This window comes from Pseudoalteromonas luteoviolacea NCIMB 1944, assembly GCF_001625565.1.
GTDB lineage: Bacteria > Pseudomonadota > Gammaproteobacteria > Enterobacterales > Alteromonadaceae > Pseudoalteromonas > Pseudoalteromonas luteoviolacea_F.
Genome location: NZ_AUXS01000022.1, coordinates 15,943 through 35,190 on the forward strand (window position 1 = coordinate 15,943; position 19,248 = coordinate 35,190).

17 protein-coding genes are annotated in these 19,248 nt (G+C 40.8%); 11 read left to right on the forward strand and 6 right to left on the reverse strand.

Annotated features, from left to right (window positions below):
- The first annotated feature begins 228 nt into the window (after nucleotides 1-228).
- From N483_RS08265 to N483_RS08280, 4 genes are all read left to right on the forward strand, one after another.
- Nucleotides 229-1,449, forward strand: a complete 1,221-nt coding sequence (locus tag N483_RS08265) for a serine hydrolase domain-containing protein (RefSeq protein ID WP_023400869.1) — start codon at nucleotides 229-231, stop codon at nucleotides 1,447-1,449.
- 761 nt (nucleotides 1,450-2,210) lie between these two features.
- Nucleotides 2,211-2,435: a hypothetical protein gene (locus N483_RS08270; RefSeq protein WP_023400868.1), complete on the forward strand. Its 225-nt coding sequence runs from the start codon at nucleotides 2,211-2,213 to the stop codon at nucleotides 2,433-2,435.
- Between the two features lie 92 nt (nucleotides 2,436-2,527).
- Complete coding sequence (locus tag N483_RS08275) at nucleotides 2,528-2,794, forward strand: hypothetical protein (RefSeq protein WP_023400867.1); 267 nt, start codon at nucleotides 2,528-2,530, stop codon at nucleotides 2,792-2,794.
- Nucleotides 2,795-2,803: 9 nt separating this feature from the next.
- On the forward strand, nucleotides 2,804-3,403 hold the full coding sequence (locus N483_RS08280) for a hypothetical protein (RefSeq protein ID WP_023400866.1): 600 nt from the start codon (nucleotides 2,804-2,806) through the stop codon (nucleotides 3,401-3,403).
- A 142-nt stretch (nucleotides 3,404-3,545) separates the two neighbouring features.
- Here N483_RS08280 and N483_RS08285 read toward each other — a convergent pair whose 3' ends face one another.
- Together N483_RS08285 and N483_RS08290 are read right to left on the reverse strand one after the other, a co-directional pair.
- Nucleotides 3,546-4,586 (reverse strand): NAD(P)/FAD-dependent oxidoreductase, encoded by a 1,041-nt coding sequence (locus N483_RS08285; RefSeq protein ID WP_023400865.1) that lies wholly within the window; start codon nucleotides 4,584-4,586, stop codon nucleotides 3,546-3,548.
- Nucleotides 4,586-7,012: a hypothetical protein gene (locus N483_RS08290; protein WP_023400864.1), complete on the reverse strand. Its 2,427-nt coding sequence runs from the start codon at nucleotides 7,010-7,012 to the stop codon at nucleotides 4,586-4,588. The genes N483_RS08285 and N483_RS08290 overlap by 1 nt, the downstream gene beginning before the upstream one ends.
- A 294-nt stretch (nucleotides 7,013-7,306) precedes the next feature.
- Here N483_RS08290 and N483_RS27605 point away from each other — a divergent pair, with 294 nt between their 5' ends.
- Nucleotides 7,307-7,435, forward strand: a complete 129-nt coding sequence (locus N483_RS27605; protein ID WP_269201371.1) for a hypothetical protein — start codon at nucleotides 7,307-7,309, stop codon at nucleotides 7,433-7,435.
- A 373-nt stretch (nucleotides 7,436-7,808) separates the two neighbouring features.
- Here the strand turns inward: N483_RS27605 and N483_RS08295 are convergent, their stop codons facing one another.
- From N483_RS08295 to N483_RS08305, 3 genes are all read right to left on the reverse strand, one after another.
- Nucleotides 7,809-9,446: a methyl-accepting chemotaxis protein gene (locus N483_RS08295; RefSeq protein ID WP_023400863.1), complete on the reverse strand. Its 1,638-nt coding sequence runs from the start codon at nucleotides 9,444-9,446 to the stop codon at nucleotides 7,809-7,811.
- A 12-nt stretch (nucleotides 9,447-9,458) separates the two neighbouring features.
- Nucleotides 9,459-9,704 carry a hypothetical protein gene (locus N483_RS08300; protein ID WP_023400862.1) on the reverse strand — a complete coding sequence of 82 codons (246 nt, stop codon included), beginning with the start codon at nucleotides 9,702-9,704 and terminating at the stop codon, nucleotides 9,459-9,461.
- Between the two features lie 76 nt (nucleotides 9,705-9,780).
- Nucleotides 9,781-11,838, reverse strand: coding sequence for an NHL repeat-containing protein (locus N483_RS08305; protein WP_023400861.1), 2,058 nt, complete (start codon nucleotides 11,836-11,838; stop codon nucleotides 9,781-9,783).
- Nucleotides 11,839-12,437: 599 nt separating this feature from the next.
- On the opposite strand from N483_RS08305, the gene N483_RS08310 reads away from it, so the two are divergent.
- Nucleotides 12,438-13,226 (forward strand): hypothetical protein, encoded by a 789-nt coding sequence (locus N483_RS08310; protein WP_023400859.1) that lies wholly within the window; start codon nucleotides 12,438-12,440, stop codon nucleotides 13,224-13,226.
- An 86-nt stretch (nucleotides 13,227-13,312) separates the two neighbouring features.
- Here N483_RS08310 and N483_RS08315 read toward each other — a convergent pair whose 3' ends face one another.
- Entirely contained in the window at nucleotides 13,313-13,576 is a 264-nt protein-coding gene (locus N483_RS08315) for a helix-turn-helix transcriptional regulator (protein ID WP_023400858.1), read from the reverse strand.
- Between the two features lie 303 nt (nucleotides 13,577-13,879).
- Between N483_RS08315 and N483_RS08320 the strand changes: the two genes are divergently transcribed.
- From N483_RS08320 to N483_RS08350, 5 genes are all read left to right on the forward strand, one after another.
- Nucleotides 13,880-14,134: a helix-turn-helix transcriptional regulator gene (locus N483_RS08320; protein WP_023400857.1), complete on the forward strand. Its 255-nt coding sequence runs from the start codon at nucleotides 13,880-13,882 to the stop codon at nucleotides 14,132-14,134.
- A gap of 1,306 nt (nucleotides 14,135-15,440) precedes the next feature.
- Nucleotides 15,441-16,799, forward strand: coding sequence for a hypothetical protein (locus N483_RS08330; RefSeq protein ID WP_023400854.1), 1,359 nt, complete (start codon nucleotides 15,441-15,443; stop codon nucleotides 16,797-16,799).
- Between the two features lie 1,223 nt (nucleotides 16,800-18,022).
- Entirely contained in the window at nucleotides 18,023-18,277 is a 255-nt protein-coding gene (locus tag N483_RS08340) for a helix-turn-helix domain-containing protein (RefSeq protein ID WP_023400852.1), read from the forward strand.
- Nucleotides 18,274-18,462, forward strand: coding sequence for a hypothetical protein (locus N483_RS08345; RefSeq protein ID WP_023400851.1), 189 nt, complete (start codon nucleotides 18,274-18,276; stop codon nucleotides 18,460-18,462). Before N483_RS08340 ends, N483_RS08345 begins: the two co-directional genes overlap by 4 nt.
- A gap of 1 nt (nucleotide 18,463) precedes the next feature.
- The gene (locus tag N483_RS08350) at nucleotides 18,464-19,057 is read left to right on the forward strand and encodes a hypothetical protein (RefSeq protein WP_023400850.1); all 594 of its coding nucleotides are present in this window, start codon (nucleotides 18,464-18,466) and stop codon (nucleotides 19,055-19,057) included.
- Nucleotides 19,058-19,248 lie beyond the last annotated feature (191 nt).

The window sequence follows — 19,248 nt, forward strand, 5'->3', positions numbered from 1 at the left end:
GTGTCTAACGCTGACTCGCCTCAAAACCAAAGTCTCAACGAGTGTTAAAATCCGCGGAACTCGGATATTTCGACATAACCATAAAACCATATACCATTGAAAGTATTGGATATATTTTTATTTAGCAAACACTATTTGTAACTTTAGAAGATTTAAGGTGTTTTAAGTTGCTCAAATTCCCTTGTCTTGTAGCGTTTGAGCAAATGACGTTAAATCAAGAGGCTTGTTATGGGCAATTCAATAAATCTAAAAAAAACCATGTTATTGGCCGCACTGCTAAGTTTGAGCAGCACAACAATGGCAAACAGTGTTTCGCAATCTGATCACTTTGCACCAGTCGCCACACAAAAAGAACTTCAAGGGCGATTTTGGGATATCTCAGAGCTTGATAAAGCTTTTATAAGCTCCGCACCACAAGATATGAAAGATGGCACCCCAGTTGGAGAGTTGGCCTTACATAGTAAAAACCAAGATGTGGTAATGCAATTCGCACAAGAGGTGGCGAATAAAAAACATGGTGACTACACCAGTATGTTGATTTCACATCAAGGAAAACTGGTTTTTGAATCTTACTTTTTGCGCGGTAGGATCAATTTACCTCATGACCAAGCATCCGCAGTGAAAGGCTACACCAGCTTGTTATTGGGCAGAGCCATTCAGCTTGGTTATTTAACCATGGCGGACTTACATAAACCCTTAGTCAGTTTTTTGCCTCAGTTAGATGCAAAAAAGTTCACCCAAGGCGCAAAAAATATCACATTGCATAAAGCACTGATTATGAGCGGTGGTCTGCAAATTCCAGAAGATAAAACCAAGGAGCTATCCCGCAATCAAAATGAATTCTCATTAAAAACATTGAAAAAGCTAAAAGGTCAGGGCTTTATCCAAGAGCTACTAGAACACAGTCAACCAATTACTTCTGAGTCTCAACGTTATCGCTACGGTAATTACAACCCAACCTTGGTCATGCAAGTCATAGATGCCGTAGTACCAAGTGGTGCTGAGCAATTTATAAAAAAAGAATTGTTTAACAAGTTAGGCATTACAAACTTTACTTGGGCAAACGCAATAAGTGGATTACCAGAGGGTGGCTGGCGGGCATCAATGACATCAAGAGATATGCTCAAGCTCGCCCAACTCGTTAAAAATAACGGAAAATGGCAAGGGGAGCAGTTGATTTCCCAGCATTATCTAAATAAGGCGATGCAAAAGCTTATTCGCCCTGTCTCAGACTGGATCCCAGACCATTACTCCTATGGTTACTTCTGGTACCAGACCGATATCAATGTGAAAGGTAAAAACTACAACGCCAATATCGCATGGGGCGGTGGTGGTCAGCGTCTGATAATTATCAAAGAGTTAGATTTAACGGTCGTGATCACCGGATACGATAGAGAAGACACAATTTTTGACCAAATAGCCCAAAGAGTTGTACCGGCATTTATTTAACCCTTACGTACTTATCAAGCGCCTCTCGTGTGGCGCTTTGAAAAGTCCATTTTGCAGCGCTATAGCCCACAGACATCGTTGATATTTGGGGTTTTTCACCATACAGGCGTCATCAAGCTCGTTTAACAGCCCTGCGCTGCGGTGTTAATTACCTTTATGTACAGCGCATATTTTGCATTAGATGATCCTCTTTTGCCTAATTCAGATTATCAATCACCTTTGCTATTTAATGCTCCACCCCCAATAGCGCTGCTGGTAGGCTAAATCGTACTGCCTCAATTTATCAAACTTCAGAATACCTGAAATAAAAACATGTTTAATGTAAACGTCATGTTGACCTTTGGACTATTAAGAAATATCGTGTAATTCATAACCCGATCAGGCTATGAAATCGGCGCCGTTTAGCAGTCGTGAGCATGATTTGCTCACCCTTGTTTCTATTTTGGTACAGAGTTGTTAATGCAGAGTATTCTATTGGTGCATATCAACCCCCACATCGCAATAAAGCAAGGTAGAAAACGAGAGCAATCGCGGTGACTCAAAGCAAATTAATATAATCGCAGTTATATCTCAAAAGCTTATGGCAAAAAAGTTAGGATGTACTCGTAAAGCAATTGGTAACTATCAGCAGGGTATAAATTCAATAAAATTTAAACCTCTTTTGAGCTACCGCACTGCAAACTAGATACTAAGTCTTTACTTAATCATGTAAGGCCCTATAGAAATGCTCTAACTAGGCCTGAGTTACAGGATGACGAAGAATGAACAAAATATTACCTCATATTTTTTTAAGTAAATTAAAAACTTCAATTGCTTGGATAGTTAACAATGCCCTCCTACTGCGCAAAAACGGTAAGGTAAAATCTATCAGACAAACACTGACTGATATTGCTTTTACAGATACATATGCTGTGATGATGCCAGCCAGATCTGCACACTTTATTTCCAAACTTACTCGTCCAATTCTGAACGACGAGTATGCATGAAAAAACCAACGCCTCTCGAAACTTTAAGTAAGCTGAAATATGTTATGACATCAGTGGTAGCTTGATAAACAAAACGTAAAGGATAAACAGCAATGAACTCCCCTTTTAGAACTATTCGAAAACTACAAACCCTTGGCTTAAATCGCTGTGACTTAGTATCTGATGGTGTAAGAACGAATAGCCCATCAAAAGTAAGCTCAATTGACGTACAGCCAATCTACTCTCAATTCAAAGAAGGGCAGCAACTCACAATCAGTGCTTGTATCTCGATATCAGGAGGCAATACAGCTTATAAGGCACCAAGAACAGCTCAACGGCAATTTGGCAATATCCCTATTGCAATTGATAAGCTTAAATAAGGATAAGTAATGAAGCTTTCAAATTTAATCTTGCTAAGTATCGCCTCTTTGGCTTTTTTTTATATTCAATTATGGGACCAACGCCTAGTGACGCCGATATATGTTAGCCTATTAACTGCATGTATAGGCTATGGCATATATATAAGAGAGATAAATGTAATTCACATAGCAGGGTTTATTTTAGCTTTAACTGGGATTGAAATTATCATTTTCGAGTCTGGTATTATTAACTACGTCACCGTTACCGAAAATGCACTGCTTCAAGGTAGCATTATTTATGGTGTACAAATCTTTTTTACTGTTACCACAGCCCTTGTACTAATTTTCAGAGTGCAATTGTCACGACTTTTGTCCAATTCGAAACACATCAAACTTACTAATTTCGACGGTGTTTTTCATTGGCTCTTCATCTATATGGCAATTGTAAACTTGTTAACTCTGCTAGAGAATATTGCTTGGTCCTATTTCAATATGAAGTCTTGGACATTGATTTATGACAATTTTGAAGGGTTGATTTACATTGCATGGGCACTCTGCTGTGGCGCTCTGCTTACCATGTTAATTTGTGCCCCAAGGTTAAGTCCCCCTCACGAACGTAAGCTTTCTTAACCAGAACACATATACTTAAAAATGACAAAAAACCAGATCTTCATCTGGTTTTTTATTGCCGCCGAACAGCTGCTTTCGTTATCCTCTACACTTTCACATTGCGACACGCCTCGGGTAAACGCATCCCTTAGCTTGCAATTGATTATTGTGCGCTTAACCAATAAGGGCAACTGGGCGACTGTCGATAGTGCTTGATTAAACTGCGCCGTGAGTCATGAAACTGCCATTGCATTTTATCGGTATATGTTTGATATAAGCTGGCTTCTTGCTCAGGCTCAAAGAGCAAAACCTTGATCAACTCTACCGCAGTAACCCCGGAAGTTAGCGCTCGGATCACACCTTGAGACGACGCAGGATCCAGCACCATTGCGGCATCACCCAATATAAAAAAACCTGCACCTGCTAGTCTTTGCGCACACCGCCACGTCACATTACTTGCCCTGACTTTTGTGGTGCTATTGAGGGTTTTACTATAAGTTTTCTCAGGCTTTTTATTTAAGTTTGTATGCCAATTTAGCCGTGTTACACAATACATCTTTCGCTCTACCTCAGCAGTCCATGTCCAGCCATTTTCATCAAACTCAAACCTTGGTAATTGTGCAACTTGCTCACCTTCCGATGACAGTGAACCATACTCACTCGTTGATACCAAAGGGGGCGAAAAAGGCTCAACTTCAATATTGAGCTGATTGGCCAACCAGTGTCTACCTCCCGCCGCATCCAACGTGAATTTGGCCCGAATTTGCAATCCACCCACAGTGCGAATACCTGCGACACACTCTCCTTTTCGTACCACTGAGTGAGCTCTATCCGCTATCAGCTTGGCACCTCTTTGCAATACGAGCTTTTGTAGTTCAGTATCAAATTCTGCTCCCATAATTTGATACCCTCGCCAATCCCCTTCATCGTCATTGCCCAGTTTATGGTAGGTTAAATCTGTCGAGCTACCAGACCAAATGCCTAAATACCGAATAAACTCACCGTTTGATAAAAGTGACCCTGCACCCAAGTGTTGGAGCACAGGCTCCACACCAGGATGAAGGGATTCGCCATGTCGATAGCGGGGAAATACGCGAGGCTCGACAAGGATCACACTTAAATTAGACTTTAATGCACAAAGTGCCGCAGCTAACCCAGCAGGCCCTGAACCGACAATCACTAAATCACACTCGTAATTTGGCATTAGTACTCCTCTAATACCAAATTAACAGGTTGAGACACCCAGTCTTGATCGAAAACTTTAATATAAATTTCACGAGCACTGATTTGAAATTCGACCTGATTAACAAGTTCATAGCGCTCTCGGGTGATCGGAGTAGCCTCTACATCAACGGCATTTTGACCGACAATAGCAAAACGATATATATAACCAATACCCTCTAAGCTATTACTCGCTTTGGGAAGTACCGTACTGTGCCAATTTTGCCATGATGGTACTTTTTCTGCGTTAACCATCCACAATTGGTTGTTCGTAACTGTCTGGCGACGCAATGAGTCAAAACACGCACGTAACACATCCATACGCTGGATCATTTCTTCAGCAGGGACTTTATCCAAGCCATTGAAGCCTATTTTATTCGCCAGTGCATTGCTAACGTAATCTGAGCGATTTCTATGTGCACAGTTTACGTAATTCTGACCATTTTCAGACTCAATAAATGGCCCATGCTCACCATCCCAACCTAAGTTTGCAGACACTTCCTGACTCAGTACCCGAGGGTGCGCGGGGTGATAACCAAGCTCTTTATCCAGCAGCGGTTGTGCAGTTGGAGACCAAGAAATATTGAACGTCCTAGACGAGTCAGGTGCGGCGGCAGGCCAGTATGAGTTCAATGCGGCACAAAGTTTTGCATCTTCTAAGAAGGGGCTTCCTAATCCATATGAAGCATAGGTATTTTGGCCTTGATCAACATGCGTCGAAATATCCCAACCTGGCGCAAATACGTCAGCTGCGGAGTCAGGTAACCAGCTCAAAGCCCTCGCAAGTGATTCGTTCTTGTTAAACGCACTCCCACTCGCAGCTGGCCCGACAATACTCGTCATAGTGCGGTTAACTCTATCCGCAGCAGGGAACACTAAATCAGCTGAGTTAGGTATTGTGAGAGACTGATTAGGCACTGTGTTGTTTTTAGTTGTTTGACCGGAAAGGGTTCTGGTAAACCTGCCATCACTAAGCGGTCGTGGACCGCCTTGAGAAAAGTGCAGCCTGTTTTGCACCGTATCCAGACTTAAACCAACCTCAGCCCCGTAAAGCTCTTCAACCCAACGTTGAATATCGAGTTGACGGATTTGCGGGAAAAAGTCGACAGCGGTCACCAAGGAAAAGGCTTTATAAGTTTGTAAATTTGATAACTCAGGAATAGAAACAGATAAATAACCATCGCAAGAATCATCTATAAAATGCGCAGCTTCGTACCCACCAACAGATCTCCCTTCTAAGTTTATAACTTGCTCTGTAAACTCTCTGGTGTTAAGTGTTTTGTTTAAGTCTTCTAGTTCAATATCACCATTGTTATTTGTGATCACTTTGTGTCGGATGTTGACATATTCCGGTGCAGCTCTTCCTGCATGGGCGGTGATAATTAGTGAACTAAAAAAGCAACTTCGCCCCTCAGGCACTTCAAAACGCGCCAATTCCATGTTGCCATTCACCTGCTGAGATGCAGTGCGCGATAGATGTGCTTGGGGTTTGGAAATGACCAATACAGAGTCCCCCGCCTGCTTCATCTCCACTAATTCATCATTGACAGAGTCGCGCGTAAATGGCGGTTTATCTAAATCGAAAATTGCTAAAGGAGGCACAAAATCAGGGTTATCACCGGGGTTTTTGTGGAGCCGTCTAAGCTTTTCATTAATATGATACTCGGTAAACTCGACTTGAGATAAATGAATACCCTGACCTTGGTCATCAAAGAGACATTCATCACCTGCAAATAGCTTATGAACGGGAAATAGAAACTCTTGACTATGATCTGTTGGGGAGTCACGGAACACAACATCTTGACTATCTGGTGAGCGACGCTCAGCAATAAACGCGCCATACCGGGCAGGCAACACAGCAATACTGCGCTCTTCTGATTCCGGGCTAGATGTAAATGAACGCGTAGGCGCATCGTAGCGCTCCGGTTCTGTACCAATACGGGCTATCCCGCACCTTGAGTAGCCAATATCGGCATGCAACTTGTGCGGACTGTTTTGAGCAACACGATATTGATAGGCGAATACTGCGACTACCGGATTTTGAAAGGAGCTAAGTGTTCTTTTACTTAAGCTAAAAATCAAGTTCTCTACTTGGTCAAGTTCAGTCAATGTTGGGTAGGCAGCACTGTCTTGGTGTGGTTTCCCATCAGATGTCGGGTGTACATTTGGGCTGGATAAGGCGTGATAAAGTAGACTTAAGCTCGGTTTTCCAGCCTCAATAGCCCGTTTACCATTCGTTGAAAAGTCTTCCATCCCGGGCTTGTCTCGTCGGATAGCAGGAAGTAACCGTTGCAACTCTGCGGTCAGATCTTCTGCAGAAATATCTAATCCATGCTCTTGAAACCATTCATTCCAGCCAAAATGGGATAGTCTGTTTAGGGTTTGTTGTACATTACTAATCAAGCTCATTTTTGTATCCTTGCTTTGAGGTTTTTAGTCGCACACTCAATATAGACCAAATCAGGGTATACACAGGGGAGACTCGGCGTTTAAAAAACAAACAATTCGTGATGTTGATTTAGCTCAAACTTGGCATATTAAAAATGAGTAGAGCACGTCCCTAAAACATATATTTCTCTCGAACAATACTCCTCTTTCGTCCCCTGTAGACTTGGTTGATTGTCACAAAGCGATTAAAAGAGCGTGTACACATCTTATTGCCGAAGGATCTGGCTATCTCAGAGTAAAGGGGCTGGGGTGATCATGAATCGTATCGAACAATGGATCCTGACTTATCTCAGGATCACGGACTGGCAGATCATGAATCGTATTGAGCAGTGGATCCTGACTTATCTCAGGATGACGAGCTGGGAAGATCATACGTCGTATTGAACATTAGATCCTACCTTATTTCAGGATGACGAGCTGGGAAGATCATGAGTCGTATTGAACTGTAGATCCTACCTTATTTCAGGATGACGAGTAGGGAAGATCATGAGTCGCATTGAACTGTAGATCCTACCTTATTTCAGGATGACGAGTAGGGAAGATCATGCATCGTATCAAACAGTGGATCCCAACTTTCGTTACGATAACAGGTTACAATGGGGAGCGCACCCGCTAGGATGGCGAAAAAACCCTGATCCTAACTGTGACAATGTTGCGCTGAAGTACAAGACGCCTTACTTAATGTACTTAGGTTGTTAGGGTCGATTCATAGTTTTACGCCAAACCAATTCACCTAACAACCCGTTTTTTAACAGCATTATGCTAACTTAAAGCGGTTTATCATCCTCATCATGTCCTCAGACACCTGACTAAGCTCTTCACTGGCTGTTGCCATTAAGGTCGATTCACCGGCCAACGAAGTAGAACCGTCATTCAAATTGGCAACATTTTGATTGATACCATTGACCGTCATGGTTTGCTGCTCTGTTGCAGCAGAGATTTGCTGGTTCATACCTTGAATGGCATGGACCTCTTGAGCTATCTCGTTAAGCGCATCTCCCGCTGATGACGAAATCTGCGATGTATTAGACGCTTTTTCAGCGCCTTTGCTCATAACTTCTACCGCTTGCTCTGCGCCAGCTTGTAACTTCTCAATAATCGTTTGAATCTCAATAGTTGATTCCTGCGTGCGCAGTGACAAAGTGCGCACTTCGTCAGCAACCACAGCAAATCCACGTCCAGCCTCACCAGCCCGGGCAGCTTCAATGGCAGCATTTAATGCCAACAGATTGGTTTGCTCGGCAATTCCTCGGATCACTTCAAGTACGGTATCGACATTACGACTATCTGCGGCAAGTTGAGCAATGACTTGACTCGCTTCACCGATATCTTCAGCCAAAAGCTGAGACTTTTGAATATTACACTCAATGATCTCCAAGCTCTGCTCTGTTTGCTTGGCTGCTTTCACACTGAATTCTGACGCATCTACCGTTCTACCCGACACTTCAGTCACCGCGGCGAGCATCTCATTCATTGCCCCTGCAAGCTCTTCTGTATCGCTGCGCTGCTGGTTCAAGTTCATGTCGACAGTTGAAACTGACGATGACAAGCGAGTTGCAGAGTCAGCCAGTTGTGTTCCTGCGGCACTGACACTGAGCATAATGTCCTGAATAGAACCCACAAAGCGATTAAAATACTGAGCTAAATCGATCAGCTCTTGACTGCCTTCCTCTTTCAAACGCTGAGTTAAATCCCCTTCACCACTCGCAAGATCGCGCATTGCTGACACGGTGCTTTTAATTGGTTTAGTGATACTTCTAATGAAATAAATCACCAAGGTAGATAATACCGCCAACACCATAACGACGTTCATCAGGGAGATCATCTGAGATTGCTCGATATCTTCCTCTAACGCCGCAATATTGATACCAGTGCCAATCATCCAATCCCACTCGTGAAAATAGTCGGCATAACTGGTTTTTGGCGTCAGCTCCGTTGCATCTGGTGAAGTTTTCCAAAGATATTCAACGAATCCCCCCCCACTTTTTCCGGTCGCGTATAGCTCTTCCACAAATAACTTTCCATTGCCATCTTTGAGCGGCAAAATATTTGTACCAAGCAGGTGTTTTAGACCAGAGGCCAGCTGGATCCCTTCCTTGTCAGCCACAAAAATATAGTTGCCGTTATCAAAGCGCATTGCAGAAATGGCCACTAAGGCCAAACGCTTTGCTTCTTCTTCACTGAGTGCGCCACTTCTACTTTGCTCATAGTAATGATTGATAACACCGAGCGCACTCTCAATGATCAGCTGCACACCATATTCATAGTTAGCACGCATATGTTTGTTGGTGTTATGAGCATCCAGCAAGGAATTAGCAAAAAGCCCCAGTGCAAATAACACCACTATCATCCAAGCACGTGTACTAATTGGTGCATTATGAATTGAAAAGTTCATGATGCCTCCTCATTACTCGTGCGGACCAGTCACTTTCTTAGCAGAAAAGCTGGATTCATGGCTGGTGTATAAGCGACGCAGCGCATCTTTGCACGACCCCTCATCCTTGGCATTGTCTTCAACATGTTTGATCACATCTTGAAACTGTTGCAATAATTGCTTTGAGTCTGCTTCAGACTTTTGGCAGACCCCTTTTGAATCTTGTGATTTGCGATGTGACAGCTTCTTTCCCTGCGCACGCTTAAATACACTATCCATAATTCCCCCCGGCCTCTCCTGCACACGTGGCTATGTTCATCTATCACGTCCAGCCATAGCGTATGTACAGTCCTTGTTAAATGTTAAATTGATAAACGTTTACTCTGTTCAGTGCACAGTCCGGCAAATAAACCTTACTATTTTTGACGTGAAGCAGATAAGGGAGCCACAACTGACCTTTTTCTCTGTCTGCGCCGAATCCACTGAACGATTCCATAAATTCACCTGAGCAGGTGAAAACCTTGATTGCTCGGTTAACCAAGTCCGAAACAAATAAATACCCGTTTTCATGATCAATACTGGTTGGTAGCAAGAAGTTTTCACTGTCTGTGCCATATCCTTCTTGACCAAAGCTGCGGAGCCACTTCCCTTGCTGATCATATACTTCTATTCGGTTGTTGTTTTGGTCTGTGATAAAACACGTACCCTGTGCATCGACGGTAATATCCGATGGCGTGTGAAACTCGCCGTGCTCTGAGCCTAATTGACCAAAGGTATGGACTAAAAATGGACCGCCGGTATCTGACAATCGCCAGCGACAAATACGATTGTTCCCCGAGTCAGCAATTAAAATGTCATTATTGGTAGGATCTATTGCGATACCTTGCGGCTGGTTAAGCTGCTCATCTCCTGTACCCAGCCCACCAAAAACGGTGTATGGCACCAGTTCTCCAAGCCTGTCGTTATACTGCAATATGGTGACAATGCCACTTAAATAGTTGCTTACTACCAGTAAAGGCACTTCAGGATCTAACTGTCCTGGCAGTGGTTTTGAGGGTGTTAAAGAAGCGATGCCCAGCGAACCTGGTAACATTGGCAAGCTAATAGGCCTAGCAGAATCGCTCTTGCCGTCTTCCGTGGCTTGCAATTGATAATTGCCTGAGTCCATCATCCACAGTAAATCTTCTGGGTCTTCAAACTTATCATTTAGGAAAATACGTACCATGGTTTGCTGCCATCTTTGCACCCATTCGGTTTGTGCTGATAATGCAATACTTAACCACGATGGTAACCCTGGAGGTTGCATCACTTTTAGTAACTGATCTTGCAGGGCAAGTTGATGTTCAACCCAATGCTCAAAAAGGGGCGCATTACTTGAGTAGCTAGATTGCGTATTGGTGACATCTCCCACAACCGAGGTAACAAAATGCAGTTGCCCAGGGTTATCACGCTCATCACCCACAGACTTAAGTACTTTGGTTGCACGTGATTTCTCCCCTTTGAGAGTGGCTAAATTCACTGTGTGTTTTTGCAGAGATGCCAAAAATGGTTCGGTAATTAGTAAAGTGTTCGCGCCTGTAAACTCAGTTATTTGCACTGGCGCAAAAAAACCATCTAAGCTACCCATAAACTGGCCATTTAAATCATACACTGAAATAGCATTGGGCAAGCCACCGGGAATAAGCACACGATTTTGGATCACAGACACTCCGCGTGATAATGCCAGTCCATCGATGTAACACTTTCCTGTCGCGCTAAATACCACGCCTTGGCCTTGCCAATTACAGCGCACCACAGTGGAGAAGCCAGTATTTGAAATGTAAATATTGCCATCTTTATCTAAACTCAATCCCTGAGGCCACAAAAGATGAACAGGATCTCCACCATTTTCTGGCACAATCTCATCAATCGACCGCTCAAACTTGCCATCTTCGCTAAATATCACGAGTCGAGATTGACTTTGTTGCCCTTCATAAAACTCATCAGCAACACACACTTTCCCATCGTGGACCACAATACCGTTGGGGCCCCTAAGTGCGACTTCTGGTTCGTCGCCAAATATCTTAACTGGCTTGATCTCTAAACGCTCGGTGTATTCCAGTATATGAACTCTGAAATTACCAATATCAGTCACATATACCCAGTTTTTATCCGGGTGTGCAAGTAACCTAAAAGGCATATTGAATTGCTCTGGCCCAGTCCCAATCGTGCCGAAACTTGCCAGTATTTGATCCATGTTTGAATCAAATACCAACACGCGATTGTGCGCTGTATCCGCAAGCCATACGCGGCCAAATTTGTCGACACAGCTCCCAACTGGGGTGCTGAGAGAAAGGTGTCCTACTGTCGAACACGGTAGTTGTGGCAACTGATCAACAGTCGTACCAATATAACTGTGGTATGAGATCCCCATAGTACCTAGCCTGTAAAAAGAGTCCGTTTAGTCAAGCTTCTGCCGATGCGCTCGAGCAGATCCTTGGCGTAATTAATTATCATTACGATTTTTTTACTGTTTCATACCAAAAAGTAGCAGGAAGAAAATTACTCGCCAGTAAGTCACATTGGAAAAATCGTATTTATTAAAAAATTCACATTTGTATTATTGTTTCCACCAACAGAATAAGGAGAAGAAATGCTTTACTAGCAAGGTCTACAGGCTAGTTTTAAGAAGATATTATGATTGTAAATAAGGTTCTATTGTTCGGTACAGCGCAAGATGGAGTTATTAATATTATTCATATTGACAACTTCCATTCTAATGCAACGATTGGCTGGGTCACTGACAGTATTTAGATGAATTCATAACTCCACACTAGTGATAATTTGTAGGGACCTGAACCTTCAAATAGTCAACGCACAAGCATCCCTTGGCAGTGCAGAGGTGTTCATTTTTTGTCATTGAGCGGAATAATCAATCAACGTGTCTCACACGTCTAATTTGTAGATTCCATCCTAAGCTGTTTTCAAGTAAGCTGCCTCAATTCCATAGAGAACCCAAAAGAGGAAAGAGCGTTGGATAAAAGAATAGAACCTGAATTACCCAGTATTACGCCCGACTTAGATCAGGTTGAAACCTTTAAACAGTCCCTCAATCCATCTAGTAATAAAGCGCCTTTGCCACAGCAAGACCCTGAACAAAAATTAGGGCAAACCAAAAAAACGAGTTTTATGACTTGGCTGGGCACCGCGGCTATCATTACTTTAACAGCGGCAGTATATGGGCTCTATCAACAAAACCAAGCAACGCAGGCGCAGTTATTTGAGTCAACAAAGCGTATAGCAGAGCTTGAACGTACACTCTCTGCGACAGGAGAAGAAATGGGCTTGTCCGCAGGCGCTATGCAGGCAAACTTGAAGGCGCTGAGCGAACGTACCGATGAACTTTGGTCACAAATGGATAAACTCTGGGCCTCAGCATGGAGACGAAATCAGTCTGAAATCAGAAAGCTCAAAGAGCAGACAAGTACCATTGCTAGCAACCAGACAAAGCACGCCAACACCCAATCTGGCGTGACAACAAGAGTAGACACTCTCGCGCAAAGTCAAACTGATTTGGTATTCAAGCTGTCTCTTTTAGAAGAGCAATTGCAAGCTGCTGAATCACTGAAAAATCAGTTAACGTCAATTAATACCGATTTAGATCAATTGAAATCACAGTCACGTGGCAGCAACGCAAAACAAGTCGAGATTGGTAGCAGCATCGCCCAGCTTGAAATTACGCAAAACGCACTAGCAGAGCAATTAGAACGTTTAGAAAGTCGGCTCGCCACCACCGCAAAGGCACAACAAGCGGCAAATTAACTGTAATCCGATTTGCGTCATTTTAACGATAGGGGCCAGCAGCGCTGCTCCCTTTGACTGATGTTTATTACTCAAACCGTATTACTTTAATTCTCACTACATTCTAAGTAGCTAATCCTAGGACACCGAAAGTCTTCTCCAAAAATAAGATATAGTTCATATATCTGTGCAATGGTCATTATCGTTTTTCCTGTCTCAAAGTTACTTATCGTGGCTTGGTCTACATTGAGCTTCGCGCCTAGTTGAGTTTGAGTCAAGTTCCGCTTTTTTCGAGTGTGCCGCAAGCTCAATTGAACTTCAGACATAAAACTACATACCTTATTTTTCCTTCTTATTGCATTGTTTTTCATATCATTTCTCTTACTAAAATAAACGTATAGAAGTATCTCTGACGTATTGCCGACAGTTAACTAATATGAAATCCGTTTTCCTCCTTCTTGCTTATTGATGCAAATAAGGAAAGTTTCAATAATGCTTATTAACTTTCAACCTGCTTAACTATTGGTCAGAGTGTATACGCACTTATCCTACACAATAGGAAGTCAAATAGGTTTGACTATCGAAGTTATTCTCATACAATAAAGATGAACAAAATATAAATAACAGATAACATAAAGGTTAATTAAGGGTAAGGATAACTCAGGAAAAGTACATTGACTCTCAACTCAAAACATCTAGTCCAGCAAATTAGGCTCGCGGGAAACTATAGTGTAAGTCGCTTTGCTAAAAAAATGGGGGTTTCAAAACAAACAATATACAATTGGGAGAGTGGAGAAACTTCTCCAGATACTAGTTTGTTGATCAAAATGTATATAGTTTGTGGGCTAAACCCTAAATCACTTCTGCCTCAAAGGAAAACAGAAGAGGATAAAAACGAACCATTAAGGAATTCAGAATTTCCAGAATAAAGAAACTAATAAACTTTGTTTATATTTGTTACATTGATAAATTCAACACATCAATTACAGGAAAAGTCATGGGAAAAAAGAAACTAAAGGACTCCTTTTTTTCATTAGAAGAGCCTTCCTTAAAGTTAATATCTGGTGCAGGTGGCGTGGCTGGAGGAGGCGGTCAAGTTGACCCAGCTAGTGCTAATATATTCCCGCCCCCACCACATAAAATAACACGAAAGAACAATTAACCGTTTGGAGTAATATGGATATACTTTATAAATTACCTACTGACTTAAATCACATAATAAACATCTCTATTTGGCTTTTTCTTATTTTAGCTGTGGTAATTAGCAAAAAGAGTCCAACAGTTCGATGGATAGCCTTATGTATTTTGATTGCAAGAACCATTGATATTGTTATATATCCGTGGGCCTTGACTACTGGTACTTGGTTTTATGTCATTGTTAGTATGCAAGATTTACTTTTAGCACTAGTGATTTTGTTTCGGTATAAAATAACTTACACAATAGCAAACAAAAATTTATGGAGTATTAGTAAGCTAGCAAAACATTGCCACTGTGATTTTAGACTAACTTCTAACGAAATTATGTATGTTCTAATATTGTTCTCATCAATTCTTGTGAACATTGCATCTCTAATAGAGAGGGGCATTAGGAAGTTAACAGACTACAACCCGATGTTTATATATAATTCTTTTGAGTCTATGAAGTGGTTACTTACCTTATTGTCTGTAATGGTAATTTTTTCACTGACCATCGATGCGGTGAGAGGTCTTTACACAGGCAAAAAAATTAGGAACTACACTTAACAGGTATAGTCAGGAACCCAATCCAGATTAAGCAACCTTTCTTACTTGATTAAAAGAGGGGTCAATGACACTGACCCCTAACTAAATATTTATCTATAACCCCCGCTCACTATGACTTTCTTCGGCTGCTTATTTTAGTTCTTACCAGACTCTAAATAACTAATCTCTGGACACCGGAAGTTTTCTCCACAGAGCATAGGTTAGTGCTAAAAACTTAGCGCTACTAAAACCGTTGGTTAAGAGTAAAACTTCCCTCTGAATTGATAGGAAATAATTGGATTTATGACAAATATATTTACTATCAATAACTCTGACCCCATTGAACTCCTTTGTTGTGCCACAACAGAATTGGGAAGTTTAATGCTCGCCTCTTTTAATATGATTTGAATTTATATTCTTCAAGACAATAGCAAGTCGAATTATTTCCTGTTGCCTTTTAACCTTACGATTCAAAAACTAGGTTTACACTTAACTAAAATAAAGGTCTGTAAAATGAAAAACTGGAGTTTTTTAGTCACACTCATCCCTTTCCTAAGCTTGGCTGAGGTCCCCTCAGATTATGAAGTTGTTAGCACATATCCACCTATCCAAGATAAAGTAGATTGCGTTTCGGTTCCGACTCGATATCACGTTAAAAACCTCACTAGTGGTCTCAACAAGTCCATTTTTATCTCAGACCCATGTAAGGTGGTTGCTTTTGAATTGGAGGAAAGCAGTGACATTAATGTATGGGGCAGTGCAAACGCATACAGAATTTCAGTACAAAGCTCATATACAAAGCAAAGCTTAACAGATTGGCTGATTAAGCAAGAAAGTGGTAACTGCCACGCCTCTACCTACGAGCTGTACAACTCGAAAACACAGGAAACGATTACGACAACCATAGACAATGTCTGCCAAAAAATTAACTTTTATCATGGCCATAAAGTAAAGCACAATTATGTAGTGTCATCGCAAGTCGCTAAAATATTGGGATACAATACAACTCTAGGGTGTGATGCCATTGTTAATAATGATGAGTCGCTACGTACAGCAATTGATGCAGCACAACCAGATAATAACGGCTACCATATTTGTTTAGAACGAGGCAATTATAAAGCAATAACAATTCAAGATAAGCATAACATTACCTTCTCAGGCATCAATGGAATGGCTACTTTTGAAGATGAAATTGTCATGATTGGAGGGGCTACACAAAATTCAGTGGTACATCTAGTAAACTCAACAAATATTAATTTCTTCAACATTAATATTACAAACAACAAACTGTTTAAAGCGGATCGAGATGACAATGATCCGCAAAATTCTAACCCACAAGTATCAAGAGCATTGCAAGCGACTAACTCTAATAATATCGGTATTTACTATGCAAATATTGAGAGCCATGGGAAACAAGCCATTCAACTAGATAATTCGTCAATTGTGATTAAAGACTCAAACATAAATTGCTTTTATTTTTGTATCGATAGTTATTATTCAAACGTTGATATTTTAGATGTGAGTGTACATGCATTCCATGAAACGTATAGCCCTGATGGGCACTCTGTATTTTGGACATACTTTTCTGATTTCAACATTACCAACTTAAACTTAACTGCATCTACAGGAAAAGGGCTATTCTCTGGAACAGCAAATTCAGATAGAAATAAAATACGTATTTATGGTAAGACTCAAATCGAGGGAAATCTTCAAGCATGGGTGCAAAATCACTTTAACTACTCAGGAATTGAAATCACCTTATTTGGTGTAGAAGGACAAAATTACCCAGTACTCAACGACTTCTTCAATAATCAATTTCTAGGAGGCGGTAGCTCATACGACAGCCGGGTTATAAAAGTGTTGTCAAATTAATACTTGAAGCTTACTAAAAAAGTCAATTTTAATAATCAGCTTGAGGTCAGGCAAGTCTATAAAACTAGCTGCCTGGCCTTTATCAAGCTTTTATAAACTCTTTAAAACTCAATTAAAATCACCAACTACCCTATTCAATAAAAATACAGCCAGTCCCAAAAGCTATTTACTAACCGCTCTTGATGTCAATTACCACGATCTCTTCTAGCACTACAAAGCTTAATCAATTGCAATGGCCATCTAATGTTTTTTATACGTATTTAAACTCATAGAAGCTTGATCACTCACCTCAATATCATACCAAGAGCTAATTGAATTACATGAGCTTAATACCAGCTATATCACGAGTTTCAGCTTTACTATTTTCGCTATTAAGATATTTGTGCTAATCACTTTGGTACTGTATCTTTGCTCCCATTTACTGGTGCACAGCTAACCTTCATCATAAGGTGGTATTATCAATTGATATGGTTTTGATTGCCACGCCATCCTCTATACAAAGCCAAAGTAATTGACTATTTCATTTAGCAAAGCAATAAGCGAAAAAGTAGCCCTGCTTTTCAATGAAAATTAGCAAAATCGTCCCCTCTATAAATCAGCGGGCTTTCTGTCTGTTCACGATTAGTTTTGTTCGCTCATAGTTCAAAATATCTGAATGGTTCTGAGCTTAGCTAGAAGACTTTCCCCTAGTCTATAAATCAAAGATAAAAACAAAAAATTCAGCACCTTGGCTTGCCCTTTTTGATTTTCCTTACTTAAAAATAGCCAATACTCGTCCATCCAGGCTGGCTGGAATCCATTAGGGTTGGCTTTATTCGGTTGTACGTCCAAAGTGTGTTTAGCAACTTTTTCCTCCTTTGCCATCAAGCAATTAGCTTTTGCTCGTTATTTTCATATGTTGCGTTTCAAGTACATTTCATACTTGCTTGATGTCTACCCCATGTTATCAGGTATATTGTGTGGTTCCTGTGGATCCCAACTAACAATGTTAGAGGTGGTTTTCGAAAATATATTAAATTTCAAAGGAGGAAGATGCATTGATTCAATTTTGCATATGATTGAGCTGCTGAGTTTTGCATCTAAATTTTAAAGAAAGACAAAATCAAATCGGTAAAAATACTAAAAAAGGGACGAATGGCACTGTTTACTTATGAAGCATTTTTGTTAATATATCGTACATAATTGAAGTGTCAAAGGCTTTCAAGTTAGCAAGGAAAAAAACGGTGGTAAGTGGAGATGACCTCAAAGCAATGAGGAAAAAAGCAGGGCTAACCCAAAAAGAAATGGCCGACAAGCTAAAAATCACCAGAGAAACGGTAAGCAATTACGAGCTTGGAGTAGGAGAACCTAGAACTGGGCATTTCTTTAAGTGGCTTATGTATTGTAAGATAGACTCGAAATCATTGCTAAATCAAATAAAGATGATACATGATGAAGTAAATGGCCAAACTGAATCAAAGTTACAGGATGAAGAATGATGATAAATTTTAATGTTGGCAAAAAGGTACGTTCAGCGAGTAAGCAGCTTTCCTCTCTTAAATTAGAATTGTGTACGCAAATACATGGCGGCGGCCCTTGGCAACCTGTAGACCCCGCTTCAGCCAAGATAAGCATTGATCTTCTCTCTCCCAAAAAACCAAAGCAGGAGAAAAAAGGTAATTAGTATGAAGCCCTCGCAACTAATTGTTCTGACAATTATATCTATTTCAGTATTTTACACATTGGTCGGCAATCCAAAAGTAGTTACGGAAATCTATCTAATAACTATTTTACCGGCTCTTCTATATGGGTTTATTAAAAAAGACCCTAACATTATTCACATTTCTATATTTTTGATACTAATTAATTTATCTGAATATATAATATTTGGCTATGAAATTATCAGCCTTAAAGCCATCGACATTAATAAAGTAGTTCATGGAATACTCATATATGGCATACAGATGCTTATTAGCTTAACAGCCGTTGCAATATTTATATTTCGAGTACAAATATCAAGAAAGATATCAAAGTCTGAAAAGGTTGATCTCACTTATTTTGATGGAATATTTCATTGGATATTTTTATACACATCGCTCGTTTACCTTGCTGCGATGATTGAATACACGTTGAGAAATGTATTTGACCTCCCCTCTCTTATTTTAGTGTATAGTAGTTACAAGACTTTAATTTATTTAGCATGGGCTTTGACCTGTGGAACATTACTCTCTATGGTGGTGCATTCCATCAGAAGTGAAATTAAAGTCAAGGTACAGTGATTTCATACATTTCACACAACCCATAGTATTAAAACGCCCCAAAAATTTATTGTAGATAAAAAGCTGGTGCAGAGGTCTAGTACCTCTGATCCCAGGGGCGAGTTATTCTTACATTCCGCAATTTATATTGATACAAGCAAAGCTCATATTGAAACAGCCAAGTTGCCATAAGGATCGATCGCCTGCATTCA